Origin of the sequence: Pseudomonas sp. HS6 (assembly GCF_023375815.1) — a bacterium.
Lineage (GTDB): Bacteria > Pseudomonadota > Gammaproteobacteria > Pseudomonadales > Pseudomonadaceae > Aquipseudomonas.
Map to the genome: position 1 here is coordinate 6,193,418 of NZ_CP067412.1, position 24,693 is coordinate 6,218,110.

28 protein-coding genes are annotated in these 24,693 nt (G+C 60.9%); 11 read left to right on the plus strand and 17 right to left on the minus strand.

The genetic code is table 11. The features are described from left to right. Nucleotides 1-11 precede the first annotated feature (11 nt). The 3 genes from ispE to JJN09_RS28005 are packed head-to-tail and all read right to left on the minus strand — an operon-like array spanning nt 12 to nt 3,211. A complete protein-coding gene (gene ispE, locus JJN09_RS27995) occupies nt 12-863 on the minus strand; it encodes a 4-(cytidine 5'-diphospho)-2-C-methyl-D-erythritol kinase (protein ID WP_249484660.1) in 852 nt (283 codons plus the stop codon). Nucleotides 864-865: 2 nt separating this feature from the next. Further along, nucleotides 866-1,483, minus strand: coding sequence for a lipoprotein insertase outer membrane protein LolB (gene lolB / locus JJN09_RS28000; protein ID WP_249484662.1), 618 nt, complete (start codon nt 1,481-1,483; stop codon nt 866-868). A 3-nt stretch (nt 1,484-1,486) separates the two neighbouring features. Further along, nucleotides 1,487-3,211 carry a tetratricopeptide repeat protein gene (locus tag JJN09_RS28005; RefSeq protein ID WP_249484663.1) on the minus strand — a complete coding sequence of 575 codons (1,725 nt, stop codon included), beginning with the start codon at nt 3,209-3,211 and terminating at the stop codon, nt 1,487-1,489. A 182-nt stretch (nt 3,212-3,393) separates the two neighbouring features. Here JJN09_RS28005 and hemA point away from each other — a divergent pair, with 182 nt between their 5' ends. The 6 genes from hemA (at nt 3,394) to JJN09_RS28035 (ending at nt 8,750) form a co-directional block, all read left to right on the plus strand. Then, entirely contained in the window at nt 3,394-4,680 is a 1,287-nt protein-coding gene (hemA, locus tag JJN09_RS28010; RefSeq protein ID WP_007951716.1) for a glutamyl-tRNA reductase, read from the plus strand. After that, entirely contained in the window at nt 4,677-5,759 is a 1,083-nt protein-coding gene (prfA, locus tag JJN09_RS28015) for a peptide chain release factor 1 (protein ID WP_249484665.1), read from the plus strand. The genes hemA and prfA overlap by 4 nt, the downstream gene beginning before the upstream one ends. Next, nucleotides 5,760-6,590 carry a peptide chain release factor N(5)-glutamine methyltransferase gene (gene prmC / locus JJN09_RS28020; protein ID WP_249484667.1) on the plus strand — a complete coding sequence of 277 codons (831 nt, stop codon included), beginning with the start codon at nt 5,760-5,762 and terminating at the stop codon, nt 6,588-6,590. Further along, entirely contained in the window at nt 6,584-7,339 is a 756-nt protein-coding gene (locus JJN09_RS28025) for a molybdopterin-synthase adenylyltransferase MoeB (RefSeq protein WP_249484669.1), read from the plus strand. Before prmC ends, JJN09_RS28025 begins: the two co-directional genes overlap by 7 nt. Continuing rightward, nucleotides 7,332-8,123: a glutamate racemase gene (gene murI, locus JJN09_RS28030; RefSeq protein ID WP_249484671.1), complete on the plus strand. Its 792-nt coding sequence runs from the start codon at nt 7,332-7,334 to the stop codon at nt 8,121-8,123. Before JJN09_RS28025 ends, murI begins: the two co-directional genes overlap by 8 nt. A 108-nt stretch (nt 8,124-8,231) precedes the next feature. Further along, nucleotides 8,232-8,750 carry an acyloxyacyl hydrolase gene (locus tag JJN09_RS28035; RefSeq protein ID WP_249484674.1) on the plus strand — a complete coding sequence of 173 codons (519 nt, stop codon included), beginning with the start codon at nt 8,232-8,234 and terminating at the stop codon, nt 8,748-8,750. Between the two features lie 40 nt (nt 8,751-8,790). Here JJN09_RS28035 and JJN09_RS28040 read toward each other — a convergent pair whose 3' ends face one another. The 12 genes from JJN09_RS28040 to JJN09_RS28095 form a co-directional block, all read right to left on the minus strand. Further along, nucleotides 8,791-9,096: a YkgJ family cysteine cluster protein gene (locus JJN09_RS28040; protein WP_249484675.1), complete on the minus strand. Its 306-nt coding sequence runs from the start codon at nt 9,094-9,096 to the stop codon at nt 8,791-8,793. Nucleotides 9,097-9,149: 53 nt separating this feature from the next. Next, a complete protein-coding gene (locus JJN09_RS28045; protein ID WP_249484676.1) occupies nt 9,150-9,641 on the minus strand; it encodes a DUF2878 domain-containing protein in 492 nt (163 codons plus the stop codon). Continuing rightward, complete coding sequence (locus JJN09_RS28050) at nt 9,634-10,905, minus strand: cyclopropane-fatty-acyl-phospholipid synthase family protein (protein ID WP_249484678.1); 1,272 nt, start codon at nt 10,903-10,905, stop codon at nt 9,634-9,636. Before JJN09_RS28050 ends, JJN09_RS28045 begins: the two co-directional genes overlap by 8 nt. After that, on the minus strand, nt 10,892-11,707 hold the full coding sequence (locus tag JJN09_RS28055; RefSeq protein WP_249484680.1) for a DUF1365 domain-containing protein: 816 nt from the start codon (nt 11,705-11,707) through the stop codon (nt 10,892-10,894). The genes JJN09_RS28050 and JJN09_RS28055 overlap by 14 nt, the downstream gene beginning before the upstream one ends. Then, nucleotides 11,704-12,951, minus strand: coding sequence for an NAD(P)/FAD-dependent oxidoreductase (locus JJN09_RS28060; RefSeq protein ID WP_249484683.1), 1,248 nt, complete (start codon nt 12,949-12,951; stop codon nt 11,704-11,706). The genes JJN09_RS28055 and JJN09_RS28060 overlap by 4 nt, the downstream gene beginning before the upstream one ends. Further along, nucleotides 12,948-13,730, minus strand: a complete 783-nt coding sequence (locus tag JJN09_RS28065) for an SDR family oxidoreductase (protein WP_249484685.1) — start codon at nt 13,728-13,730, stop codon at nt 12,948-12,950. The genes JJN09_RS28060 and JJN09_RS28065 overlap by 4 nt, the downstream gene beginning before the upstream one ends. Further along, nucleotides 13,727-14,149 carry a nuclear transport factor 2 family protein gene (locus tag JJN09_RS28070; protein WP_249484687.1) on the minus strand — a complete coding sequence of 141 codons (423 nt, stop codon included), beginning with the start codon at nt 14,147-14,149 and terminating at the stop codon, nt 13,727-13,729. Before JJN09_RS28070 ends, JJN09_RS28065 begins: the two co-directional genes overlap by 4 nt. Next, on the minus strand, nt 14,142-15,587 hold the full coding sequence (gene phrB, locus JJN09_RS28075; protein WP_249484688.1) for a deoxyribodipyrimidine photo-lyase: 1,446 nt from the start codon (nt 15,585-15,587) through the stop codon (nt 14,142-14,144). The genes JJN09_RS28070 and phrB overlap by 8 nt, the downstream gene beginning before the upstream one ends. Before the next feature lie 20 nt (nt 15,588-15,607). Then, complete coding sequence (locus JJN09_RS28080) at nt 15,608-16,549, minus strand: MerR family transcriptional regulator (protein ID WP_249484689.1); 942 nt, start codon at nt 16,547-16,549, stop codon at nt 15,608-15,610. Continuing rightward, nucleotides 16,549-17,502, minus strand: coding sequence for a DUF523 and DUF1722 domain-containing protein (locus JJN09_RS28085; RefSeq protein ID WP_249484690.1), 954 nt, complete (start codon nt 17,500-17,502; stop codon nt 16,549-16,551). The genes JJN09_RS28080 and JJN09_RS28085 overlap by 1 nt, the downstream gene beginning before the upstream one ends. A 111-nt stretch (nt 17,503-17,613) precedes the next feature. Further along, the gene (locus JJN09_RS28090; protein WP_249484691.1) at nt 17,614-17,829 is read right to left on the minus strand and encodes a TIGR02450 family Trp-rich protein; all 216 of its coding nucleotides are present in this window, start codon (nt 17,827-17,829) and stop codon (nt 17,614-17,616) included. Next, on the minus strand, nt 17,826-18,812 hold the full coding sequence (locus JJN09_RS28095; protein ID WP_249484694.1) for an NAD(P)/FAD-dependent oxidoreductase: 987 nt from the start codon (nt 18,810-18,812) through the stop codon (nt 17,826-17,828). Before JJN09_RS28095 ends, JJN09_RS28090 begins: the two co-directional genes overlap by 4 nt. A gap of 197 nt (nt 18,813-19,009) precedes the next feature. On the opposite strand from JJN09_RS28095, the gene JJN09_RS28100 reads away from it, so the two are divergent. Together JJN09_RS28100 and hemH are read left to right on the plus strand one after the other, a co-directional pair. Then, nucleotides 19,010-19,912 carry a TIGR01777 family oxidoreductase gene (locus tag JJN09_RS28100; protein ID WP_249484695.1) on the plus strand — a complete coding sequence of 301 codons (903 nt, stop codon included), beginning with the start codon at nt 19,010-19,012 and terminating at the stop codon, nt 19,910-19,912. Nucleotides 19,913-19,925: 13 nt separating this feature from the next. Beyond that, entirely contained in the window at nt 19,926-20,951 is a 1,026-nt protein-coding gene (gene hemH / locus JJN09_RS28105) for a ferrochelatase (protein WP_249484698.1), read from the plus strand. A 47-nt stretch (nt 20,952-20,998) separates the two neighbouring features. Here hemH and JJN09_RS28110 read toward each other — a convergent pair whose 3' ends face one another. After that, nucleotides 20,999-22,273, minus strand: a complete 1,275-nt coding sequence (locus JJN09_RS28110; RefSeq protein WP_249484700.1) for a uracil-xanthine permease family protein — start codon at nt 22,271-22,273, stop codon at nt 20,999-21,001. A 2-nt stretch (nt 22,274-22,275) separates the two neighbouring features. After that, nucleotides 22,276-22,914 (minus strand): uracil phosphoribosyltransferase, encoded by a 639-nt coding sequence (gene upp / locus JJN09_RS28115; RefSeq protein WP_249484702.1) that lies wholly within the window; start codon nt 22,912-22,914, stop codon nt 22,276-22,278. Nucleotides 22,915-23,079: 165 nt separating this feature from the next. On the opposite strand from upp, the gene JJN09_RS28120 reads away from it, so the two are divergent. The 3 genes from JJN09_RS28120 (at nt 23,080) to JJN09_RS28130 (ending at nt 24,650) form a co-directional block, all read left to right on the plus strand. Then, on the plus strand, nt 23,080-23,637 hold the full coding sequence (locus tag JJN09_RS28120; RefSeq protein ID WP_249484704.1) for a hypoxanthine-guanine phosphoribosyltransferase: 558 nt from the start codon (nt 23,080-23,082) through the stop codon (nt 23,635-23,637). A gap of 182 nt (nt 23,638-23,819) precedes the next feature. Next, nucleotides 23,820-24,299: a hypothetical protein gene (locus JJN09_RS28125; protein ID WP_249484706.1), complete on the plus strand. Its 480-nt coding sequence runs from the start codon at nt 23,820-23,822 to the stop codon at nt 24,297-24,299. A 63-nt stretch (nt 24,300-24,362) separates the two neighbouring features. Next, the gene (locus tag JJN09_RS28130) at nt 24,363-24,650 is read left to right on the plus strand and encodes a PA4642 family protein (protein ID WP_007951679.1); all 288 of its coding nucleotides are present in this window, start codon (nt 24,363-24,365) and stop codon (nt 24,648-24,650) included. Nucleotides 24,651-24,693: the final 43 nt, after the last annotated feature.

Consider the following 24,693-nt stretch of genomic DNA (forward strand, 5'->3'; position numbering starts at 1 on the left):
ACTTGGTTCCTTTAGAGCAGACTTTGTAGCTTGCGATGCAACATCGAAACGTTGCTTCCTTTCGCTACAAACCCTGTAAGGGTCTCTGTCAGAAGGGCCGAGACTTTATCAGCTTCAGCTTTGCTTGGGAAGCCCCCAAACACACAACTTCCAGTTCCGGTGAGTTTTGCTTCGGTAAAATTACCTAACAAATTCAATGCGTTATGTACTTCTGGATAACGCCTCGATACCACCGGCAAGCAGTCATTTCGACTGTTTCCCTCGGGAACGGGGCGCACTTTAATGGGCGGCGTGTTACGTGTCAACAATGGATCTGAAAAAATTTCTGCCGTACTAACAGAGACTTGCGGAACGAGCACGACATACCACGGTTCGGCGGGGTCGACAGGGGTCAGTTTTTCGCCGACACCTTCTGCGAAAGCCGCGTGTCCACGCACGAAGACCGGGACGTCGGCGCCCAGGCTCAAGCCCAGTGCTGCCAGTCGATCTTCATCCCAGCCCAACTGCCAAAGATGATTGAGGCCGAGCAGGGTGGTCGCCGCATTCGAGCTGCCGCCGCCGATGCCGCCGCCCATCGGCAGGATCTTGTCGATCCAGATGTCGATGCCGAGCGAGCAGCCGGATTGCTCCTGAAGTTTTTTCGCCGCGCGCACGATCAGGTTGCTGTCGTGGGGCACGCCGCCGAATTCGGTGTGCAGACGAATCACGCCATCGTCGCGCACGGCGAAAGTGATTTCGTCGCCGTAGTCGAGGAACTGAAAAATCGTCTGCAACTCGTGATAGCCGTCTTCGCGACGACCGAGAATGTGCAGCATCAGATTGAGTTTGGCGGGCGAAGGCAGCGTCAGGCGTGGAGCGGTCATGCTTATTGCCCCAGTTTGCGCGGTTGCCAGGTCTTGATGACCAGTGTCACGTCCAGATCGGTGCCGTGCAGTTTGATTCGCTCGGGCAGCCAGTAACCGTTCTGTTCGGCATAACCGAGGTATTCCACCTGCCAGCCGTCCTGTTCCAGATTGGCCAGGCGACTGTCGCCATCGAGGGTCAGCCGGCTTTTGCTGGCCGGAGCCGGCAAGCCGCGAACCCACCAGGCCAGGTTCGATACCGGCAATTTCCAGCCCAGCTGTTCTTCCAGCAGGACTTCCGGAGACTGCGCGTCATAGCGACCCTGGTTGGCGACTTCCAGTGAGACTTTGCCGGGGCGACCAGTCAGTCGCGCCGCGCCGCGACCCAATGGGCCGGACAGGCGGATGTCGTAGTAATCCTGGCGTTGCAGCCAGAACAGCGTGCCGCTGCCCGAGTCTTTCGGAGCGCGGATGCCGATCTTGCCGTCGATCTGCCAGCCGTCGAGGCCGGTCAGTTGCTGTTTGTTAGCGGCCCATTGTGCCGGGCTGCCGTGGCCCTCGACCGATTCGCGGGCGCCGAAGCCCGCGCAACCGGCGAGCAGGGCGATGAAGCTGAAAACAATGACGTGGCGCAAAAGCATGAGTTAAAGAGTCTCGGATCCGGTCAGGCGCTTGATGGTGCTGCGCAGAATGGTGCTGTCGGGCTGATCCTTGAGGAACTTGCCCCAGATTTGTTTTGCCTCGCGCTGGTTACCCTTTATCCACAAGACTTCGCCCAAGTGAGCGGCGACTTCGTGATCCGGGAAGCGCTCGAGGGCCTGGCGCAGGTATTTCTCGGCGTCATCCAGGTTGCCCATGCGGAAATTCACCCAGCCGAGGCTGTCGAGTACCGCCGGGTCTTCCGGGTTGATCTGGTGCGCCTGCTCGATCAGCGCCTTGGCTTCGGCGTAGCGAGTAGTGCGGTCGGACAAGGTGTAGCCGAGGGCGTTGAGGGCCATGGCATTGTCCGGGTCGCGCTTGATGATCAGGCGCAGGTCTTTTTCCATCTGCGCCAGGTCATTGCGTTTTTCTGCCTGCATCGCCCGGGTGTAGAGCAGATTCAGGTCATCCGGGTATTGCAGCAACGCCTGTTGCAGGGTTTTCCAGGCCTTGTCGCCCTGATTATTGGCGGACAGAGTCTCGGCCTCGATCAGGTACAACTGGATCGCGTAATCCGGCTGCGCATCACGTTCGGCGGCCAGTTTGCTCTGGGCTTCGGCGGTCTTGCCGTTGTTCATCAGAATATCGGCCTGACGCAGTTGCGCCGGCAGATAGTCATTGCCGGGGCCGACCTGGGCGTACTCGATCAGCGCGCCTTGCGGGTCGTTGCGTTCTTCGGCGATGCGGCCCAGGTTCAGGTGCGCGGAATCGACATGGCTTTCCCGGGCGATCAGGTCTTCCAGGTAACCCTTGGCCTCGTCCCAGGCCTTGCCTTCCAGGCACACCAACGCCAGCGAGTAACGCAGTTCGTCGTCTTCCGGGTATTGCTGAACCAGGGTGGAGAACTCGACCTTGGCGTCGTCCATCCGGTCCTGTTCCACCAGCATCCGTGCGTAAGTCAGGCGCAGGCGCTTGTCGTCCGGGTACTTCTTGATGTTTTTCTGCAGTAGCGGCAGGGCCTCGTCGCCACGGTTCAGCCCTTGCAACAGGCGGGCGCGCAGCAGGATCGGGGCGATTTCACCGTCGTCCGGCGGATTGTCTTCCAGCAGGGTCAGCGCACCTTTGGTGTCGCCGTCCTGCTGCATCAGCAGGGCCTTGCCGAAAATCAGCTGATTGTTGTGCGGATGACGCTGCAGCAGGCGGTCGAAACTTTTCATCAGACCGTTGCGGGTTTCCTGATCGGTGTCGGCGGCCGACAGCGCGAGGAAGTCGAAATGGGTGTCACCCTTGCCCTGCAGGACTTTCTCCATGTAGACCATCGAGTCGTCATAACGCCCGGCGCGTGCCAGTTGCACGGCGGCGGCGCGTTGCGCTTCTAGGTCTTCCGGGGCGTTTTTCGCCCAGATCAATGCCGTATCCAACGCCGGTTGATCCGCGCCCAGGTACTCGGCGATACGGAACGCCCGCTCGGAAACACCCGGATCCTGGGTGTTGATGGCCTGGGTCACGTAGTTGTCCAGGGCAATGTCGAAACGATTGCGCTGGCCGGCAAGTTCGGCGCTCAGCAGGCTGAACACCGTTTCCTGGCTGAACGAGCTGTAAACCTTGGGCTTTTCAGGGGCTGGCGTGGTGTCTTCGACCGATGAGGTGCCATCGTGCGAAACGGGGGCCAAGGCCTGGCAGCCGCTGAGGAAGACAAAAGCAAGGAGCAACGCGGAAGATCTATTCATATAGGAGAAGGACGACTAACCTGCGGTCGGATCATCATGACACAAGCCTTCGGCCAAACATAACCGAGTCTCGATTGTGGCCATTATAGGGGCCGACAATTGGGACAATAGTCAGCGGTAGTTGTTCTGAATCTGACGAAGTAGGACAATTGCCGGCTTCACGTCACCATCAGCGACCTTGAATGGCCTTCCTTGCACTCGGTATCAACCACAAGACTGCTTCAGTAGACGTCCGCGAGCGCGTGGCCTTTACCCCTGAGCAGCTGGTGGAGGCCTTGCAGCAGCTCTGCCGACTCACCGACAGCCGCGAAGCTGCGATCCTTTCCACCTGCAATCGCAGTGAACTGTATATAGAGCAGGATCAGCTTTCGGCCGATATCGTGCTGCGCTGGCTGGCCGACTATCACCATTTAAGCCTCGATGAGCTGCGCGCGAGTGCTTATGTTCATGAAGATGATGCGGCAGTTCGTCACATGATGCGCGTCGCCTCCGGGCTCGATTCGCTGGTGCTGGGCGAGCCGCAGATCCTCGGCCAGATGAAATCGGCCTACGCCGTGGCCCGCGAAGCCGGCACCATCGGTCCGTTGCTGGGCCGGTTGTTTCAGGCAACATTCAACGCTGCCAAGCAAGTGCGCACCGACACCGCCATCGGTGAAAACCCGGTGTCCGTGGCATTTGCCGCCGTCAGCCTGGCCAAACAGATTTTCAGCGACCTGCAACGCAGTCAGGCCCTGCTGATCGGCGCTGGCGAGACCATCACCCTGGTCGCCCGCCATCTGCATGAGCTGGGGGTCAAGCGTATCGTGGTGGCCAACCGGACGCTGGAGCGCGCCAGCCTGCTGGCCGAACAGTTCGGCGCCCACGCGGTGCTGCTCTCGGACATCCCGGCCGAACTGGTGCGCAGCGACATCGTCATCAGCTCCACCGCCAGTCAGTTGCCGATTCTTGGCAAGGGTGCGGTGGAAAGCGCCCTGAAGCTGCGCAAACACAAGCCGATCTTCATGGTCGATATTGCCGTTCCCCGGGATATCGAACCGGAAGTCGGCGAACTCGACGACGTTTACCTCTATAGCGTCGATGATCTGCATGAAGTGGTCGCCGAAAACCTCAAGAGCCGTCAGGGCGCAGCCCAGGCCGCCGAAGAGATGGTTTCGGTCGGTGCCGACGATTTCATGGTGCGCCTGCGCGAACTGGCGGCGGTCGATGTGCTCAAGGCCTATCGTCAACAGAGCGAACGTCTGCGCGACGAAGAGCTGCAAAAGGCCCTGCGCCTGCTGGCCAACGGCGGCAATGCCGAAGACGTGCTGGGCCAGTTGGCCCGTGGCCTGACCAATAAACTCCTGCACGCCCCGAGCGTACAGTTGAAAAAGCTTTCTGCCGAAGGCCGCCTCGATGCGCTGGCCATGGCCCAGGAACTCTTTGCCCTCGAGGGCTCACCGGATAGCTTTTCGGATAAAAAACCGCAATGAAAGCGTCACTGCTCAATAAGCTGGATATCCTCCAGGACCGTTTCGAGGAACTGACCGCGCTGCTCGGCGACGCCGAAGTCATTTCCGACCAGACCAAATTCCGCGCCTATTCCAAGGAATACGCCGAACTTGAGCCGGTGGTACAAGGCTATAAAAAGCTGCTCGGCGTACAAAGCGATCTTGAGGGCGCGCAGGCGCTGCTCAAGGACAGCGACCCGGACATGCGTGAAATGGCCGTGGAAGAAGTCCGCGAAGCCAAGGAATTGCTGATCACGCTGGAATCCGACTTGCAACGCATGTTGCTGCCCAAGGATCCCAACGACGGGCGCAACGTCTTTCTCGAAATCCGCGCCGGCACCGGTGGCGACGAGGCGGCGATCTTCTCCGGCGACCTGTTCCGCATGTACTCGCGTTACGCCGAGCGTCGTGGCTGGCGGGTGGAGATCCTCTCGGAAAACGAAGGCGAACACGGCGGCTATAAAGAAGTCATCGCCCGCATCGAAGGCGACAACGTTTACGGCAAGCTGAAATTCGAATCCGGCGCGCACCGCGTCCAGCGCGTACCCGCCACCGAATCCCAGGGCCGTATCCACACGTCGGCCTGCACCGTGGCGGTATTGCCCGAGCCGGACGAGCGCGAAGCTATCGAGATCAACCCGGCGGACTTGCGCGTCGACACTTACCGTTCCTCCGGAGCCGGTGGACAGCACGTCAACACCACCGACTCGGCGATCCGCATCACGCACATACCGACCGGCACCGTTGTCGAGTGCCAGGAAGAACGTTCCCAGCACAAGAACCGTGCCCGAGCGATGTCCTGGCTGTCGGCCAAGCTCAACGACCAGCAGACCGCAGCGGCGGCCAACGCCATCGCCAGCGAACGTAAATTGCTGGTGGGTTCCGGTGACCGCTCCGAGCGTATCCGCACCTACAACTTTGCCCAGGGCCGGGTCACCGACCACCGCGTCAACCTGACCCTGTATTCCCTCGACGAAATCCTCGCCGGTGGCGTTGAAGCGGTGATCGAGCCTCTGCTGGCCGAATACCAGGCCGACCAACTTGCAGCGATAGGTGAATAAATGACCATCATCGCCAGCCTGTTGCGCGCCGCCGAACTGCCGGACTCGCCCACCGCGCGCCTGGACGCTGAACTGCTCCTGGCAGCGGCGTTGGGCAAGTCGCGCAGTTTTCTCCACACCTGGCCCGAGCGCATCGTGCCGAGCGAAGCCGTGTTGGTCTTCACCGAGTACCTGCAGCGTCGTCGCAGTGGCGAGCCGGTGGCCTATATTCTCGGCCAGCAAGGTTTCTGGAAACTCGATCTGGAAGTCGCGCCGCACACGCTGATTCCGCGCCCGGACACCGAACTGCTGGTGGAAGCCGCACTGGAATTGCTACCGGCAACTCCGGCCAAAGTTCTCGACCTCGGCACCGGCAGCGGTGCAATTGCCCTGGCCCTGGCCAGCGAGCGTCCGGCGTGGAACGTCACCGCCGTGGATCGCGTGCTGGAAGCCGTGGCCCTGGCCGAACGCAACCGTCAGCGCCTGCACCTGAACAACGCTACGGTGCTGAGCAGTCACTGGTTCAGCGCCCTCGAAGGCAAGCGGTTCGAGCTGATCATCAGCAACCCGCCGTACATTCGCGCCGCCGATCCGCATCTGGTGGAAGGTGATGTGCGTTTCGAACCGGAAAGCGCCTTGGTGGCCGGCATCGACGGGCTCGACGATCTGCGTCTGATCATCGCTCAGGCGCCGGCGCATCTGGAAACCGGTGGCTGGCTGATGCTCGAACACGGCTATGATCAAGCCGAAGCCGTGCGCGATCTGCTGCTGACGCAAGGTTTCGAAGAAGTCCACAGCCGCACCGATCTGGGCGGCCATCAACGGATCAGCCTGGGGCGCCTGCCGTGCTGAATGATCAGGAATTGTTGCGCTACAGTCGGCAGATCCTGCTGCAACACATCGACATCGATGGCCAGTTGAAGCTCAAGGACAGCCGGGTCCTGATCGTCGGCCTCGGCGGTCTCGGCGCACCGGTGGCCTTGTACTTGGCGGCGGCGGGCGTCGGTGAGTTGCATCTGGCGGATTTCGACACGGTCGACCTGACCAACCTGCAACGCCAGATCATCCACGACACCGACAGCGTCGGCATGACCAAGGTCGACTCGGCGCTCAAGCGCCTGAACGCGATCAACCCTGAAATCAAACTGGTGCCGCACCGTCAGGCGCTGGACGAGGACTCCCTCGCTGCTGCCGTGGCTGCGGTGGATCTGGTGCTCGACTGCTCCGACAATTTCTCCACCCGCGAAGCGGTCAACGCCGCGTGTGTGGCGGCACGCAAGCCGCTGGTCAGTGGAGCTGCGATCCGTCTTGAAGGGCAGCTCTCGGTGTTCGACCCGCGTCGTGCCGAGAGCCCGTGCTACCACTGCCTGTACGGCCACGGCAGCGAAGCCGAACTGACTTGCAGCGAAGCCGGCGTGGTCGGTCCGCTGGTGGGGCTGGTGGGTAGCCTGCAAGCGCTGGAAGCGTTGAAGTTGCTGGCGGGTTTCGGCGAGCCACTGGTGGGCCGCTTGTTGTTGATCGATGCACTGGGTTCGCGATTCCGTGAGCTGCGGGTCAAGCGTGATCCGGGATGCAGCGTCTGTGGTTCGCACCATGCATGAGGCGCCGATCGCCGTATTCGACTCCGGTGTCGGCGGTCTGTCGGTGTTGGCGGAAATCCAGCATCTGTTGCCCAATGAGTCGCTGCTATATCTCGGCGATTGCGGGCACATTCCTTATGGCGAGAAAACTCCGGAGTTCATTCGCCAGCGTTGCAGCGTGATGGCCGGGTTTTTCCGCGAGCAGGGCGCCAAGGCGCTGGTGATCGCTTGCAACACCGCGACCGTGGCCGGCGTCGCCGATCTGCGACGTGATTTTCCTGACTGGCCGATTGTCGGCATGGAGCCGGCGGTCAAACCGGCCGCCGCCGCGACACGCAGCGGAATAGTCGGCGTACTCGCCACCACCGGCACCTTGCAGAGCGCGAAATTCGCGGCCCTGCTTGATCGTTTTGCCACTGATATTCGGGTCATCACCCAGCCCTGCCCGGGACTGGTGGAGCGGATCGAAAGTGGCGATCTGCACAGCGAGGAACTGCGTCAGTTACTTCACCGCTATGTCGAACCACTGCTGGGCGCGGGCTGCGACACGATCATTCTCGGCTGCACTCACTATCCGTTTCTCAAGCCGATGCTCAAGACGATGCTCCCCGACGACATCCGCCTGATCGACACCGGCGCCGCCGTGGCCCGGCAACTTCAGCGTCTGCTGGCTGAGCGTGAACTGCTCGCCGGCGGCCCGAACCGCCCCGCGAAATTCTGGACCAGTGCCGATCCGCAATCCCTGAAAAACATCCTGCCGCTGCTGGGACAATTGCCCGGCGATGTGCAAAGCTTCGGTTTGTAAAAAAGATGTGTCATAACTAAAAATCAGCTGAACTTCTGTTCAAGCGCCGATTTCTATAGCGTCAAGCAAACTAAAAACCATACGACCGTTCGGAAAAGGATGTTTCAAGTGAAGCGACTATTCTGCTTGGCCGCGATTGCGGCCGCACTGATGGGGCAAAGTTTTACCGCGCAAGCTGCGGGTGTGGAATTCGGGGTTGGGGCAACCAGCGATTCAACGATGACGTATCGTCTGGGGATGAATTTCGACTGGGACAAGAGCTGGCTGCAAAGCGATGTCGGTCGTCTGACCGGTTACTGGAGCGGCGCCTATACCTACTGGGAAGGTGACAAGGGCTCCAGCAACAACAGCCTGTCGTTCTCGCCGGTGTTTGTTTACGAGTTTTCCGGCGAGTCGATCAAACCGTACGTCGAGGCCGGCATCGGCGCGGCACTGTTCTCCAACACTGAGTACGAAGGCAACAAGATCGGCCAGGCCTTCCAGTTCGAAGACCGCATCGGTTTCGGTCTGCGCTTCAATGGCGGGCATGAGGTGGGGATTCGCGCGACTCACTATTCCAACGCCGGCATGTCGAGCAACAACGAAGGGGTGGAAAGCTACTCGTTGCACTACACGATGCCGTTGTAAAAACCATGAAAAAGGAGCGCCTGGCGCTCCTTTTTTGTATTCAGAGATACGCCGTGGCAATCCCCTGGCGTTCCTCGATGCATTCCGGCGAGCCCATTTCGAACTCGCGGCAGATCAGCGGGCGTTTTTCGTAGATCGTGCACATCATCGTGTCGCGATCCAGTGCCGCGCACCAGCCGTCGTCCAGACGCAACATCACTTCACCACCCCAATCATCGGTGTCGATATAGCGCTCGGGCACGCCGGTGTCGGTGATCAGCAGCACTTCGAGCTGACAGCAGCAGGCCGCGCAGGTCGAACAGGTGACGGCGGGCTCGTCGATTGGCTGGAGGGGAATGGTTTTCATGGGCGCCAGTGTACGGCAGTGCCCGATAGGTGTGTGAAAGCCCTGACAGACGATTAGTCTTTCAGACGTCCGGACAGTTGGTGCAACAATGGAAACAGCAGCGCCCACAACAGACCGATGCCGATCAAAGTCGGTAACTCGCCGTAGGGAAACTGCACCCCGGCCAGTCTTCCACCGGCGCAATACGATAACGCGCCACCGACGGCCCCGAGCACACTCGCCAGCCACCAGGGCCGGGCGCTCCATTGCAGGCAGTGTCGCAATGTCGTGGCGAGCAACGCCCACAACAACATCAGCCACAGCGGAATCAACGGCGACAGATCCTTGAACTCGAAGACCCCGAGACCGCGCAGACCGCTGTCCACGGCGGTGCCCAGAATCACCACGCTGAGAATCAGCCGACCCTCCGCCGCCCAACTGCTGATCCAGCGCAAATGAATCACCAGCACCGCCAACGCCATCAGCAACCACAGACTGTTGCCGCCGAGCACGCAGGCCAGCCAGCCGATCTGGAACAGAACAGCATTGGCGATCCGCTCAAGCATCGAAGCGCCCGAGCAACGGTGCCGGCATGGCCGCCGGTTTGGCCAACAGCAATTGCGCGGTGCCGATGGTGCGTTCGAGAAATCCGCCCTCGCAGTAGCACAGATAAAACTCCCACAGCCGCAGGAAATAATCGTCGTAGCCCAGTTCGCTCAGGCGGGCGTGGGCGTGGCGAAAATTTTCGTGCCACAGGCGAAGGGTCCGGGCGTAGTGCAGGCCGAAGTCTTCCATGTGCAGCAGGTTCATGTCGGTGTCGCGGCTGACGATTTCGAGCATCTTCTGCACGCAGGGTAGGGCGCCACCGGGAAAGATATAACGCTGGATGAAATCCACGCCGCGTTTCGCCTGCTCGTAGCGCTGGTCCCGGATGGTGATCGCCTGCAGCAGCATCAGCCCGTTGCTCTTGAGCAGGTGCGCACATTGCTTGAAGTAGGTCGGCAGGAATCGATGGCCGACCGCCTCGATCATCTCGATCGACACCAGTTTGTCGTACTGGCCGGTGAGGTCGCGGTAGTCCTTGAGCAGCAGCGTCACCCGGTCCTGCAAGCCGAGGCTTTCGATGCGCCGGGCCGTGAACGCGTATTGCTCTTTGGACAGCGTGGTCGTGGTGACTTTGCAGCCATAGTGCTGCGCTGCATACAGCGCCATGCTGCCCCAGCCGGTGCCGATCTCCAGCAGGTGATCGCCGGGCTTGAGCGCGAGTTTCTGGCAGATCCGCTCCAGTTTGTTCAGCTGCGCCTGTTCCAGGCTGTCGTCGGGGCTAAGGAATTGCGCTGCCGAATACATCATGGTCGGGTCGAGAAACTGCTCGAACAGATCGTTGCCGAGGTCGTAGTGCGCGGCGATGTTTTTCTGCGAACCCTTGCGCGTGTTGCGGTTGAGCCAGTGCAGACCGCGCACCAGCGGCCGGCCGATTTTCGCCAGTCCGCCCTCCATGCCGTCGAGCACCTCAAGGTTGCTGACGAAGACGCGTACTACGGCTGTCAGGTCCGGCGAACTCCAGTAGCCATGGATGAAGGCTTCACCGGCACCGATCGAGCCGTTACCCGCAACCATGCCCCACACCGCCGAATCGAGGACATGAATCTCGCCCAGCAACGCACTGCCCGGCGTGCCGAAGACCTGGCGTTCGCCGTCCTCGATCACCACCAGTTGCCCATGTTTGAGTTGTGCGAGCTGGCGCAGTACGCCTCGGCGCAGCAATGAGCTGGTGATGCCGTGAGTGCTGAACGGGAGGGCTCTGGCCGAAACGCTAGAGGACTTCATGGCGGTGCTCCTCGGGAGTCGCAGTGGCGGTTCGAAAGCTATCGTCAGCCGTCTGATGGGAAAACAGCGGGGTACGCTTGAGCAGCAATCGCAGGGCCTGCCAATAGATCGCGAGGGCGGTCTTGGCGGTCATCCAGGGAAAACGCCACAGATGCCGGTGCAGGTTGCGTCGATCAAGGGTTTCGCGTTTCAGGTTGAGCGTGGCGTCGAACAGTTTATGTTCGCCCTGCCAGTCGGCCATGTGCACGCCCAGGGTTTGCGCGGCGGGGCTGAAGCTCATGCGGTATTCCAGATCCGGCGGCAGGAACGGCGATACGTGAAACGCCTTGGCCACGGCGAAATGCTGGTGGAAATCGCGCACGCTGGTTGGCGCCCGCGCCGGCAGCACATAGTGATAGCGCTCGCGCCACGGTGTATTGCTGACTTCGCAGAGAATCGCCGCCAGTTGCCCGTCGGCCTCGTGGCAATAAAAGAAACTCACCGGGTTGAATGCCAGGCCCCAACTGCGGGGCTGGGTCAGCAGGCAGATCGAACCCTGCGGCTCGTGACCGAGGGCTTCATCGACCAGCAGGCGTACCGCATCTGTCAGCCGCACACCGCGACCGGTGAAGGTCTTGAGGTAGTCGGTCTCGCGAAATGAGAACGGTGCAAAGCGGCTCGCGCCCGCCAGGGGCGACAGTTTCAGCACGGCGTCCTGTTCGGCCAAGTCGAGGTAGATCAGTCCGATCCGGTAACGGAATTCATGACGGCGTGGGGCGAATCGCCGATGGGCGATCCAGCCGCTGTAGAGCGCGCTGTTCACAGGCTTTCTCCAAACGCTGCGGCGACGCGTAAGGCGCTGACCACACCGTCTTCATGAAAACCGTTGGCCCAGTAGGCACCGCAATAATGGGTGTGTTGCGCACCGTCGAGTTCGGCCCAGCGTTGTTGTGCCGCCACCGCTGCGAGGCTGAACTGCGGATGGGCGTAGGTGAAACGGGCAAGCACTTTGGACGGGGTGATGCCGGCGCTCTGGTTGAGGCTGACGCAAAATGTGGTGTCGCTCTGGATGCCTTGCAGGATGTTCATGTCGTAGGTCACGGCCGCCTGGGTGTGGCCGGCTCCGCCGAGGCGATAGTTCCAACTGGCCCAGGCCCGCTGGCGCGTCGGCAGCAGGCGAGTGTCGGTGTGCAGCACCACCTCGTTGTCGGCGTAGGGCAGGGCGCCGAGAATGTCCCGCTCGGCACTGCTCGGATTGGCCAGCAGGCCCAATGCCTGATCGCTGTGGCAGGCCAGCACGACTTTGTCGAAATGCTCGATACCGGCGGGGCTGTGGATAATTACGCCGTGCTCGTTGCGTTCGATCCGGGTCACCGGGCAGTTCACGCGGATCCGCTCTTTGAATGACTCGGTCAGCGGTGCGAGGTAGGCGCTGGAACCACCCTCGATCACTCGCCATTGCGGACGATTGCTGACCGACAACAAACCGTGGTTCTCGAAGAACCGCACGAAAAACTGCAGCGGAAAATTCAGCATCTGGGCCATCGGCATCGACCAGATCGCCGCGCCCATCGGCACGATGTAATGCAGGATGAAACGCTCGCCGTAGCCGCCGGCCTTGAGGTAATCGTCCAGCGTGGTGTCGGTGGCGATCCGCTGCTCGGCGAGGTCGCGCCGGGCTTCTTTATTGAAGCGCAGGATGTCGCGCAGCATGCCCCAAAACCCTGGCGAAAACAGATTGCTGCGCTGGGCGAACAGGCTGTCGAGGTTGTTGCCGTTGTATTCCAGGCCAGTGTCGGGGTCATTCACCGAAAAGCTCATCTCGGTGGCTTTGGCCGTCACGCCCAACTGGCCGAGCAAACGGATGAAATTGGGGTACGTCCAGTCGTTGAACACGATAAACCCGGTGTCCACTGCGTAATCACGCCCATCCACCGTCACGTTTACCGTGTGCGTATGACCGCCGACCCAGTCGCCGGCCTCGAACACCGTGACGTCATGTCGGCGATTGAGCAGATGGGCGCAGGTCAGGCCTGCGATCCCGCTACCGACTATGGCGATGTTCACGTCGCGTCCCGCAGCGGCGGGTTGCTGCGCACCATGCGTTTGCCGATGGCCAGCTGTACCCGGGCGGGCATTTTCGACAGTGGCCACAGGACCGCCATGAACAGGGCCGGAAAGGCGATTTCCAGTGGCCGTTCCTTGAGTCTGGCGAAGATGTGCCGGGCAGCTTTATCCACTGGCCAGCTCAACGGCATCGGGAAATCGTTTTTCGCCGTCAACGGGGTTTCGACAAAGCCAGGGCTGATGATTGTGACTTCAATGCCTTCGTCTGCCAGATCGATGCGCAACGATTCGAACAGATAACGCAGCCCGGCCTTCGACGCGCCGTAGGCTTCGGCACGGGGCAATGGCACGTAAGTGACGGAGCTGGCCATGCCCACCAGATGCGGCGCGGTCCCTTTGCGCAGCAAGGGCAGGGCGGCTTCGATGCAGTAACTGCTGGCGAGCAGGTTGGTGCGTACTACGTGTTCGATGATCGAGGCGTCGAATTGCTGGGCATCGACGTACTCGCAGGTGCCAGCGTTGAGGATCACGGTGTCCAGCGATCCCCAGTCCATCGCGATCTGTTCACCGATTTCCCGTACGGTCTGGCTGTTGGTCAAATCCCCCGGCACCACCAGCACTTGTCCCGGATAGCGTTGCGACAACACTTTGAGCGGTGCGATCTGACGGGAACTGACCGCCAGGTGCGCGCCGGTTTTCAGAATCTCTTCCGCCAGTGCCGCGCCGATGCCACTGCTGGCACCGGTCAGCCAATAACGCCTTGGAGTTGTACGACTCATCCCAGTCTCCTTTTCAGCCAGGCGATCACCCGGCCCAATACGGGTAGATGTTCATAAAGCAGAGCCCCGGCATCGAAGTAATCCCGGTGGCGATAAACCTTGTCGCGCCAGAGCAGGTGCGAACAGCCCGTGACGCGAATCACCTGTCCGCCAGCCAGGCGTGGGTGGCGGTAACTCATGACCCAGCGCAGGTAGCCTTCGCAGTCGCCGATCTGGTCGAACCCGTGGAAGTCGAACCGCAGCTCACTGACATTGGCGTACATCTCGCTGAAGTAGCTGCGCAATTGCGTCAGTCCCTGCACCTCGTGCAGCGGATCGGTGAAATGAATGTCCTCACTGTAGAGCGCGTCCAGGCTGTGCAGGTTGTCCTTGTTCAACTGCGCGAACTGGCGGGCGAAACGGCGCAGGAATTCACTCATACCCGCCTCCGGCCGCCTGACGTGACGGCAGGTTCTTGAACGCGGTCAGCGCCCGCTCCCGCGAGGTGCTCAGGTTGACGATCGGTGGCGGATAGTCCGCGACGCCGAACAACCCGCCGGCACTCGCCGGGTTGTGCACTTCTTTCTTGTTCAAGCCGGCCAGTTCAGGCAGCCAGTGCTTGATGAACAGACCTTCGCTGTCGAATTTCTCCGACTGGCTGACCGGGTTGAAAATCCGGAAGTACGGCGCCGCATCGGTGCCGGTCGACGCGCTCCACTGCCAGCCGCCGTTGTTCGCGGCCAGATCTCCGTCGATCAGGTGGCGCATGAAAAAGCGCTCGCCTTCGCGCCAGTCGATCAGCAGGTTCTTGGTCAGGAACATCGCCACCACCATCCGCAGGCGATTGTGCATCCAGCCGGTTTCGAGCAATTGGCGCATGGCCGCGTCGATGATCGGCAGGCCGGTGCGTGCCTCCTGCCAGGCCGCCAGTTCCTGCGGCGCATCGCGCCAGGCCAGGGCTTCGGTTTCCGGGCGGAACGCGCGATGGCGGGACACCCGGGGGTAACCGACCAGAATGTGTTTGTAGAACTCGCGCCACAGCAATTCGTTGATCCAGGTGACGGCGCCGACCTTGCCGCTTTCGAATTCGCCCTGATTGGTTTGCAGCGCGGCATGCAGGCATTGGCGCGGCGAAATCACACCGGCGGCGAGATAGGCCGAGAGTTGGCTGGTGCCTGGCTTGGCCGGGAAGTCGCGTTCGCTTTTGTAATAGTCGATCTGCACGTCGGCGAAGGTGTCGAGGCGTCGTTGAGCCTCGGTTTCACCAGCGGGCCACAGGTTGCGCAGGGCTTGGCCGGGTGTCGGGAAACCGTCGATGGACTCAGGCACCGGGTCGCTGTCGATGTGCAGCGGGGCCTGCGCGGACGGAGCATTAATCAGCGGCGGCATCGAGCCATGCAAGCGTTCGTAGCAGACTTTGCGGAACTGGCTGAACACCTGAAAGTAGGTGCCGGTCTTGGTCAACACGCTGCCCGGTTTGAACAGCAGCTGATCGAGGTAACTGTGAAACGCGATGCCTTCGGCTTGCAATGCCCGCTCAACCGCTGCATCGCGGCGGCTTTCGTGGATGCCATATTCTTCGTTGACGTGAACGGCCTCGACCTGCAATTGCCGGCACAGCTCAAGCAGCACCGCCGGCGCGTGATCCCAGCGCGGGGCGCTGCGGATCAGCAGCGGGATGTTCAGTTTGCCGAGGCTCTCGCTCAACTCCAGCAGGTTGCGTAGCCAGAAATCGATCTTGCACGGGGCGTCGTCATGTTCCTGCCATTGCTCGGGGCTCAACAGGTACACGGCCACGGTCGGGCCACGCTCGGCGGCGGCTGTCAGGGCGGTGTTGTCGTGTTGGCGCAAGTCGCTGCGCAGCCAGATCAATTGCATGGTGTTCTCGACAGTTTTCATTAAATCAACCCACGCTCTATCAGCACCTGATGCGCCGACAGAGGATCTTCGGCCAGGTACAGATCAGCGATCTCGGAGGTTCTTACGGACAACTCGGCGTGGTGGATGCACACCGTTGGTCCGGCAATCATTTTTGGGCAGTGGATGCCACTCAACAGTTTCGGCAACTGCGCAAGATTCATGGCTTTGCTGGAATACAGCAGTACGCCACGGGCGTGCAGGTGATCAATTGCCAACGCCAGTTCCCCGGCCGGCAGCGGCCAGTCGAACACCTGCACCGGGCAATCGGCGCTGCTGATCAGCCAGGCGCAGAGCCACAGGTGTGGCTCCAGCAGTAAATCCGACTGATTGACCAGCAGCAGTGGTGCGCTGCGTAACTGACGGTTGTTATGGTAGATGCGTGCGCCGAATTTGCTACGCAGCCAGGCGTGAAAGAACACCCGCTCCATCTGCGCCCCGAACTGGCCCTGCCAGCGCTGTTCGAGTTCCGCCAGCAACGGCATCAGCAATTGCTCGCACAGCGTTCGTGGCGGGTACAACGCCATCGCCTGATTGACGCAGTCGTCGAGGCTGCGCTCGTTCAATTGGGTGACCGCCAGCAATGCGGCCTGATGCAGGGGCTGCCATTCGTTTTCCAGCGGCTCGTTGAAGGCTTGCGGTGTGTCGAGCAGCGGTTTGACCTGACTGACCGCGACGCCTCGGTTGAGCCAGGTGAGGATGGTCTGGATGCGCTGCACGTGTTCGGCCGAATACAGGCGGTGCCCTTTGGGTGTGCGCTGGGGCACGATCAGCCCGTAACGGCGCTCCCAGGCGCGCAGGGTGATCGCGTTGACGCCGGTCTGGCGCGCGACCTCGCGGATCGGCAGCCAGCCGTCATCGAGGGCTTTCTTGAAGTCGGCGCCGAGGTCTTCGCGGGCGCTGGTGTCGGGGGAGTCATTCATCAAATGGCGTTTCGCAGGCTGAGGTTTTCCGGGTGCGGTTGCAGGTAAACCTGTTGCGCGATGTACGGATCGGGGTGTTGGCGAAAGTGATGCTTGAGCAGCGTCAGCGGCACCACCAGCGGCACGATGCCGTGGCGGTACTGGCCGATGACGTGCTGCATTTCCTGTTTGTCTTCGGCGCTGATGGCCCGTTTCAGGTAACCGCTGATGTGCTGCAACACGTTGCTGTGGGTGCGGCGTGTGGCGCAGGTGGTCAGCGCCGCCATCAATTGGCTGAAGTAGCGCGGGCCGAGTTCCACCGGATCGATCCGGCCCATGTTGCCCAGCAGATTGCCCAGCGCCTTGTATTGCACCGGGTTATGGGCCATCAGCAGGTACTTGTAGCGGGAATGGAAGTCGGTCAGGGCGCGGCGGCTCAAGCCTTGTTCGAGCACCTGCTGCCAGTCGCTGTAGGCGAACACTCGGGTGATGAAATTTTCCCGCAGGACCGGATCGTTCAGGCGCCCGGCTTCTTCGACCGGCAGGTCCGGGTGCTCGGCACAGAAGGCCTGGGCATAGATCCCGCGTCCGCTGCCAATCGGCGCGCCATTGTCGTGATAGACCTTGACCCGTTCCAGCCCGCAGGATGGCGATTGCTGCATGAAGATGTAGCCGCAGATGTCATCGAGTTCGGTGGCCATTTTCTGGCCGTAAGTGGCCAGCAAATCCGTCACGTTGGTCTCGCGATGAACAGTGCCGAGGGCCTGGGGATGATCCGGGTCGCCCACCAGCCGAATCGGCTCGCGAGGAATGCCCAGGCCAATCGCGACTTCAGGGCAGACCGGCACGAACTGGAAATATTCAGTGAGGGTGCGGGTGCACAGCCGCGATTCCTTGTGTCCGCCGTTGTAGCGCACTTCGGCGCCCATCAGGCAGGCGCTGATGGCGATCTTGGGTGGGGACGGTTCGGACATGGAGGCACCTCGAATCCAGATTTGTACAGAAAGTTTTTTCTGTACAACATTCGTTCAGCATAGATTCAAAGGTGTACAAGTCAAATTATTTGTACAAGATTTTGGCGATGGTTAGAGCCAACCCATTTTCCAGTGCGCATCGTCCTGCAATGCATGCCAGTCCAATTGTTGTCTGCGGCGGGTCAACACGGCCTGCAATTCGATCTCCAGCACAGTGCCGTCCTCGTCGCGGAACAGTTCGGTTACCAGAAAATGCTTTTCGCGGTTTTGCGGGAGGGCTGCTGTCCATTTCGACAGCAGCAATTTGCTCGGATTGAGGCGGTTCACTGCAAGTGTTCGTGCAGGCGGCGTGCAGCTTCCTGACCACTGAGCCACGCGCCTTCGACCCGGCCCGACAAGCACCAGTCACCGCATGCATAAAGCCCCAGATCGGCATCCGCCAGCGTGCCCCATTCATGGCTGGTGGCCGGGCGGGCGTAGAGCCAGCGGTGGGCGAGGCTGAAAGTCGGTGCGGGCATCGCACTGTGCAGCAACTCGGCGAAGGCGCCGTGCAACTGCTCGATCACAGCCTCCTTGGGCAGGTCGATGTGCTGCCGGCTCCAGGCGCTGGTGGCGTGCAGGACCCAGGTGTCGAGCGTGTTGTCACGCCCCGGTTTGCTGCGGTTGCGGGCCAGCCAGTCGAGGGCGCTGTCTTGTACGAAGCAGCCTTCGATCGGGGTATCCAGGGGCGTATCGAAGGCGAGGGCGACGGCCCAGGTCGGGTCCATCTTCACGCCTGCGGCAGCCCCGGCGAGTTTTGGCGCAGCGGCCAGCAATGCGGTGGCCTGCGGTGCCGGAGTGGCGATCACCACATGGCTGAACGGCCCATGGGTGAAGCCTTCCGCATCTTGCAGGTGCCAGTGTTCTTCGCCGCGATAGACCTCGGTGATCCGGCAGGCAAAATGCACTTCCAGACCGTCGAGCAAACCCCGGGTGATGGCGCTCATGCGCGGCGTGCCGACCCAGCGGGTCTGCTCGTCCGGCGACAGATTCAACTGTCCGCCATGATAGGTGTAGAGCTGCGGCGTCCACTCGGCGACCCAGCCCTGGCTTTGCCAGCGCTGGACTTCAGTGACAAAGCGGCGGTCGCGGGCAGTGAAGTACTGCGCGCCCATGTCCAGTGAGCCGGCATCGCTGCGCTTGCTCGACATTCGTCCGCCGCTGCCACGGCTTTTATCGAACAACTGAACGCTGTGCCCGGCCTCTGTCAGGGCCTGGGCGGCGGAGAGTCCGGCGATGCCGGTGCCAATGATTGCGATAGGTACAGTCATAGGGGCCTCGTTTACCTTTCTGTACAGACTACGCCGTGGATGAAACCTGTACAATTTTGTTTTTTGGTATAACTTCCAGCGTTTTCGTTCTGACAGCTTGGCCTATGGTTAAACAATAGAGCCTGCCCGATAGAAAAGATCCCTGCTTATAAAAATAGACTAGGGATCGGGGTAAAACGCCACGCGAGGAAGATGTCATGCACATATTGCTGACCGGCGGTACTGGATTGATCGGACGTCAGCTCTGCCGACACTGGTTGGGGCAGGGACATCGCTTGACCGTGCTGAGTCGTCGCGCGGAGAAAGTCGCGAAAATCTGTGGCGCCCAGGTGCGTAGCATTGCGCGTCTGGAGGACTTTGGCGAGGAGCCGGTCGATGTGATCGTCAACCTCGCCGGCGCACCGATTGCCGACCGGCCGTGGACCCATCGACGCAAGGCGTTGTTGTGGAGCAGCCGTATCGCGCTCACTGAATCGTTGCTGTCGTGGCTGGAGAATCGTGGGCAGAAACCATCGCTGCTGATCTCCGGTTCGGCGGTGGGTTGGTACGGAGACGGCGGCGAGCGCGAGTTGACCGAAGATTCGCCACCGGTAATCGACGATTTCGCCAGTCAACTGTGCATCGCCTGGGAAGAAACCGCGCAGCGCGCCGAAGCGATGGACATTCGCGTGGTGCTGGTGCGAACCGGGCTGGTGCTGTCGGCCGAGGGCGGTTTTTTGTCGCGCCTGTTGCTGCCGTTCAAACTTGGATTGGGCGGGCCTTTGGGCAATGGTCGGCAGTGGATGTCGTGGATTCATATCGACGATCAAATCGCCCTGATTGATTTTCTTCTGCACCGCAATCAGGCCAGCGGTCCTTATAATGCGTGCGCACCGAAACCTGTGCGCAATCGCGAATTCGCCAAGACGCTGGGCAGCGTGCTGCATCGCCCGGCGTTCATGCCGATGCCGGCCCTTGCCTTGAAGGTCGGGCTCGGCGAGATGTCATTGCTGTTGCTGGGTGGCCAACGGGCCACGCCGGCACGCTTGCTGGAAGCCGGATTCAGTTTCCGGTTCACGGATTTACGCGCGGCCCTGGACGATCTCTCCAGCCGCCTCTGAAATAGGACGTTGCATGACCGATCACGCCTTGCTTCTGGTCAACCTGGGTTCGCCGGCCTCCACTTCGGTGGCCGACGTGCGCAGCTACCTCAATCAATTTCTGATGGACCCGTACGTGATCGACCTGCCGTGGCCGGTGCGGCGTCTGTTGGTGTCGCTGATCCTGATCAAGCGCCCCGAGCAGTCGGCCCATGCCTACGCCTCGATCTGGTGGGATGAAGGCTCGCCGCTGGTGGTGCTCAGCCGTCGCCTGCAACAGCAGATGAAGGCGCAGTGGACTCACGGCCCGGTGGAACTGGCCATGCGTTACGGCGAGCCGTCTATTGAGACATGCCTGCTGAAACTGGTCGCGGCAGGGCACAAACGCGTCACCCTCGCGCCGCTTTATCCACAGTTCGCCGACAGCACCACGACTACCGTGATCGAAGAAGCCAAGCGGGTCGTGCGCGAGAAGAAACTCGATGTGCAGTTGTCGATCTTGCAGCCGTTCTACGATCAGCCGGAATACCTCGATGCGCTGGTGGAGAGTGCGCGGCCGCACTTGCAGCAGGATTACGATCACCTGTTGCTGAGCTTTCATGGTTTGCCGGAGCGGCACCTGACCAAACTCGATCCGACCGGCAATCATTGCTTCAAGGATGACAACTGCTGCAAGAACGCCTCGGCTGCCGTATTGGCCACTTGTTATCGCGCGCAATGCCTGCGCACGGCGGCATTGTTCGCTGAACGCATGGGGTTGCCGGACGGCAAATGGTCGGTGTCGTTTCAGTCGCGGCTGGGCCGGGCGAAATGGATCGAACCCTACACCGAAGCGCGGCTGGATGAATTGGCCAAAAGCGGCGTGAAGAAGATCCTGGTGATGTGCCCGGCGTTTGTTGCCGATTGCATCGAGACCCTGGAAGAGATCGGCGATCGCGGCAAGGAACAGTTCCGCGAAGCAGGAGGGGAGGAGTTGGTGCTGGTGCCGTGCCTGAATGATGACCCGCAATGGGCCAAGGCATTGGCGACGCTTTGTGAACGGGCGCCACTGGCCCTCTGAAAACATGATCGTTCCCACGCTACGTGGGAACGATCAACGCTCAAGGCTTAGAGCAGCGGCTCATCCGCCTTCTTGTGTTTCCAGCTGTCGTTGCCCGGCAGGATCAGGTTCAGCGCAATCGCCACCACCGCGCACAGCGCGATGCCTTTGAGGCCGAAGTCGTCCGGACCGGTGCCGGTGCCGACCAGCACACCGCCAATCCCGAACACCAGGGTCACCGAAACGATCACCAGATTGCGTGCTTCGCCCAGGTCGATCTTGTGACGGATCAGGGTGTTCATCCCCACTGCCGCGATCGAACCGAACAACAGGCACAGAATCCCGCCCATCACCGGCACCGGAATGCTTTGCAGCAGGGCGCCGAACTTGCCGATGAACGCCAGGCTGATGGCGAAGATCGCCGCCCAGGTCATGATTTTCGGGTTGTAGTTCTTGGTCAGCATCACCGCGCCAGTCACTTCGGCATAGGTGGTGTTGGGCGGACCGCCGAACAGGCCGGCTGCCGTGGTAGCAATACCGTCGCCGAGCAGGGTGCGATGCAGGCCCGGCTTCTTCAGGTAGTCGCGACCGGTCACGCTGCCGACCGCAATCACGCCGCCGATGTGTTCGATGGCCGGGGCCAGCGCCACCGGGACGATGAACAGGATCGCCTGCCAGTTGAACTCCGGCGCGGTGAAGTGAGGGATCGCAAACCAAGGGGCGGCGGCAATCTTCGCGGTGTCGACCACCCCGAAATAAAACGCCATGCCGAAACCCACCAGTACGCCGGAGATGATCGGCACCAGGCGGAAAATGCCTTTGCCGAACACCGCCACGATCAACGTGGTCAGCAGCGCCGGCATCGAGATCATCATCGCGGTCTGGTAATGGATCAGCTCCGAGCCGTCACCGGCCTTGCCCATGGCCATGTTCGCGGCAATCGGTGCCATGGCCAGGCCAATGGAGATGATCACCGGACCAATCACCACCGGCGGCAGCAGACGGTCGATGAAGCCAGTGCCTTTGATCTTCACGGCCAGGCCAAGGAAGGTGTAGACGAAACCGGCCGCCATCACGCCGCCCATGGTCGCGGCGAGGCCGAACTGGCCCTTGGCGAGAATGATCGGGGTGATGAAGGCAAAGCTCGACGCCAGGAACACCGGCACCTGACGCCCGGTGACGATCTGGAACAGAATCGTCCCAAGACCTGCGGTAAACAGTGCCACGTTCGGGTCAAGGCCCGTGATCAGCGGCATCAGCACCAGGGCGCCGAAAGCCACGAACAGCATCTGTGCGCCAGACAGCACCGTGCGCCAGAGCGGATCGTTGAACTCTTGCTGCATGGTTACGCGTCCTTCTGCTTGGTGCCGAAGATCTTGTCACCGGCATCGCCAAGCCCAGGAATGATGTAACCGTGCTCGTTCAGTTTTTCATCGATGGACGCGGTGTAGATGATCACGTCCGGGTGCGCCTTCTCGACAGCGGCAATGCCTTCCGGCGCGGCAACCAGCACCATCGCGCGGATATCCTTGCAACCGGCCTTCTTCAGCAAGTCGATGGTTGCCACCATGGAGCTGCCGGTGGCGAGCATCGGGTCGATGATCATCGCCAGGCGTTCGTCGATTTCCGGAACCAGTTTTTCCAGATAGGTGTGGGCCTGCAGGGTTTCTTCGTTACGGGCAACGCCAACGGCGCTGACTTTGGCGCCCGGGATCAGGCTCAGCACGCCTTCAAGCATGCCGATGCCGGCACGCAGGATCGGCACGACAGTAATCTTCTTGCCGGCGATTTTCTCGACCGACACAGTGCCGCACCAGCCTTCGATATCGTAGGTTTCCAGCGGCAGATCTTTTGTAGCTTCATAGGTCAACAGGGCACCGACTTCCTGAGCGAGCTCGCGGAAATTCTTGGTGCTGATGTCTGCACGGCGCATAAGGCCAAGTTTGTGACGGATCAGCGGATGGCGGATCTCTTGGATGGACATGGGGAAAGGCTCCGGCGGCGGGCAAAAAAACCGGCCTAGATTAATCTATCCGAGGGTGATGTCCTATAGGACATACAGTACGTTAGTCCACAAATGCTTGATTCGGCCGTGCGGGATGCGTACCTTTGCCCGCTTTTCCGAAACAGACCCCCCTTGGAGAGCGCCATGTCCGCTGATCTCGAGCATATCCGTCAAGTCATGCGAGAGGCTGACTGCCTGTACACCGAAGCTGAAGTCGAGGCCGCCATTGCCCGCGTCGGTGCACAAATCAACGAACAACTGGCCGAGAGCAACCCGGTGGTGTTCTGCGTGATGAACGGCGGGCTGATCTTCTCCGGCAAGCTGCTGACCCATCTGCATTTCCCGTTGGAAGCGTCCTACCTGCACGCGACCCGCTATCGCAACGAAACCAGCGGCGGCGACCTGTTCTGGAAAGCCAAGCCGGAAGTCTCGTTCATCGACCGCGACGTGCTGATCATCGACGACATCCTCGACGAAGGTCACACCCTGGGCGCGATCATCGACTTCTGCAAACACGCTGGCGCGCGCAAAGTGCACACCGCCGTGCTGATCGACAAGGACCACGACCGCAAGGCCCGTCCTGACCTGAAAGCCGATTTCGTCGGCCTGCCGTGCATCGACCGTTACATCTTCGGTTACGGCATGGACTACAAAGGCTACTGGCGCAACGCCAACGGGATCTTCGCCGTCAAAGGCATGTAATTCCGGGTAACCCCGATCCCTGTGGGAGCGGGCTTGCCCGCGATGGCGGACTGTCTGACACATTGATGTCGGATAGATCGACGCTATCGCGGGCAAGCCACGCTCCCACAGTTGTTTTGGGCATGCTGATCCATCCGGTACACCCATGCTAGAGTGCTCGGCCCCGCCCTCCGGAGCCTGTCATGAGCCTCTTGATCCGCAGCTGCGCCGCCCTGTTGCTGACCCTCAGCCTGCCCCTGGCCGCCGCCCCGATGCACAGCCAATTCCTGCCGCCCGACGACCTGACTCTGCGCGATGCCGAACCCGAGCAACAGCAACTGTTGCAGGTCACCGACTATTCCGTGGTGGTCGGCGCTCAGCGTCAGTCCAACCAGCAGCCGATTCCGGTCACCTCGCCGCTGATGATTCGCCTCAAGGGCAAGTCCCTGAACAAAGGCGCCACCATTAATCAGGTCCTGGTCAGTTTCGACGGCGAAAGCAAAAGCCTGAAAAAACCGGTGTATGACGACAAGAGCAAGACCCTGACGCTCTTCTATCCGTTGGCCCAATACCGGGTGGTGATCGATCTGTTGCGCAACGACACGGTGTACGTGCAGTTCCTGACCTACGCCAACGGCCACATCTGGGCCGATCTGCACACCGGCAGCACGCGTGCGCGTTGAGCCCTGTACCCGGGCGGGGGTAAACTGCCCGCCCCGTGAAATGTCTGCGAGCTGGAGTCGGCAATGCGTAAAGATAAGAAGCAAGTGATTGGTGACGAGATCGGCGATGAGCAGATCAAGCTGTTCCTCGATTTTGAGCCGGTCGACGCCACTTCGCCGTCGCTGCACAAACTGGTCAAGGCCTACCGTGGCCTGCGCATCGACGATTTCGAGCGCTTCCTGACCTTCTTCGTTGCAGCCGGTTATGACGTGGACGGCAAGGACGAGCACGGCAAGACCTTCGTCGACCAGATCCGCGACCAGCGCAACGCACCGGAATACATCGAGCTGATCGAGAAGGCGCGCGGCTGATCGCTCGCGGTTTTCCCGAGGCATAAAAAAACGCCCCGCACTC

What these genes read in the sequence shown, in the direction of transcription:
- hemH (WP_249484698.1), top strand. Translation starts at nt 19,926, where the DNA reads ATGACCGATCACGCCTTGCTTCTGGTCAACCTGGGTTCGCCGGCCTCC.
- JJN09_RS28085 (WP_249484690.1), bottom strand. Translation starts at nt 17,502, where the DNA reads ATGTCCGAACCGTCCCCACCCAAGATCGCCATCAGCGCCTGCCTGATG.
- JJN09_RS28110 (WP_249484700.1), bottom strand. Translation starts at nt 22,273, where the DNA reads ATGCAGCAAGAGTTCAACGATCCGCTCTGGCGCACGGTGCTGTCTGGC.
- JJN09_RS28040 (WP_249484675.1), bottom strand. Translation starts at nt 9,096, where the DNA reads ATGAAAACCATTCCCCTCCAGCCAATCGACGAGCCCGCCGTCACCTGT.
- prfA (WP_249484665.1), top strand. Translation starts at nt 4,677, where the DNA reads ATGAAAGCGTCACTGCTCAATAAGCTGGATATCCTCCAGGACCGTTTC.
- JJN09_RS28065 (WP_249484685.1), bottom strand. Translation starts at nt 13,730, where the DNA reads ATGAGTCGTACAACTCCAAGGCGTTATTGGCTGACCGGTGCCAGCAGT.
- upp (WP_249484702.1), bottom strand. Translation starts at nt 22,914, where the DNA reads ATGTCCATCCAAGAGATCCGCCATCCGCTGATCCGTCACAAACTTGGC.
- lolB (WP_249484662.1), bottom strand. Translation starts at nt 1,483, where the DNA reads ATGCTTTTGCGCCACGTCATTGTTTTCAGCTTCATCGCCCTGCTCGCC.
- hemA (WP_007951716.1), top strand. Translation starts at nt 3,394, where the DNA reads ATGGCCTTCCTTGCACTCGGTATCAACCACAAGACTGCTTCAGTAGAC.
- JJN09_RS28125 (WP_249484706.1), top strand. Translation starts at nt 23,820, where the DNA reads ATGAGCCTCTTGATCCGCAGCTGCGCCGCCCTGTTGCTGACCCTCAGC.
- murI (WP_249484671.1), top strand. Translation starts at nt 7,332, where the DNA reads ATGCATGAGGCGCCGATCGCCGTATTCGACTCCGGTGTCGGCGGTCTG.
- phrB (WP_249484688.1), bottom strand. Translation starts at nt 15,587, where the DNA reads ATGCAATTGATCTGGCTGCGCAGCGACTTGCGCCAACACGACAACACC.
- JJN09_RS28045 (WP_249484676.1), bottom strand. Translation starts at nt 9,641, where the DNA reads ATGCTTGAGCGGATCGCCAATGCTGTTCTGTTCCAGATCGGCTGGCTG.
- JJN09_RS28130 (WP_007951679.1), top strand. Translation starts at nt 24,363, where the DNA reads ATGCGTAAAGATAAGAAGCAAGTGATTGGTGACGAGATCGGCGATGAG.
- JJN09_RS28120 (WP_249484704.1), top strand. Translation starts at nt 23,080, where the DNA reads ATGTCCGCTGATCTCGAGCATATCCGTCAAGTCATGCGAGAGGCTGAC.
- prmC (WP_249484667.1), top strand. Translation starts at nt 5,760, where the DNA reads ATGACCATCATCGCCAGCCTGTTGCGCGCCGCCGAACTGCCGGACTCG.
- JJN09_RS28080 (WP_249484689.1), bottom strand. Translation starts at nt 16,549, where the DNA reads ATGAATGACTCCCCCGACACCAGCGCCCGCGAAGACCTCGGCGCCGAC.
- JJN09_RS28050 (WP_249484678.1), bottom strand. Translation starts at nt 10,905, where the DNA reads ATGAAGTCCTCTAGCGTTTCGGCCAGAGCCCTCCCGTTCAGCACTCAC.
- JJN09_RS28100 (WP_249484695.1), top strand. Translation starts at nt 19,010, where the DNA reads ATGCACATATTGCTGACCGGCGGTACTGGATTGATCGGACGTCAGCTC.
- JJN09_RS28070 (WP_249484687.1), bottom strand. Translation starts at nt 14,149, where the DNA reads ATGAGTGAATTCCTGCGCCGTTTCGCCCGCCAGTTCGCGCAGTTGAAC.
- JJN09_RS28005 (WP_249484663.1), bottom strand. Translation starts at nt 3,211, where the DNA reads ATGAATAGATCTTCCGCGTTGCTCCTTGCTTTTGTCTTCCTCAGCGGC.
- JJN09_RS28095 (WP_249484694.1), bottom strand. Translation starts at nt 18,812, where the DNA reads ATGACTGTACCTATCGCAATCATTGGCACCGGCATCGCCGGACTCTCC.
- ispE (WP_249484660.1), bottom strand. Translation starts at nt 863, where the DNA reads ATGACCGCTCCACGCCTGACGCTGCCTTCGCCCGCCAAACTCAATCTG.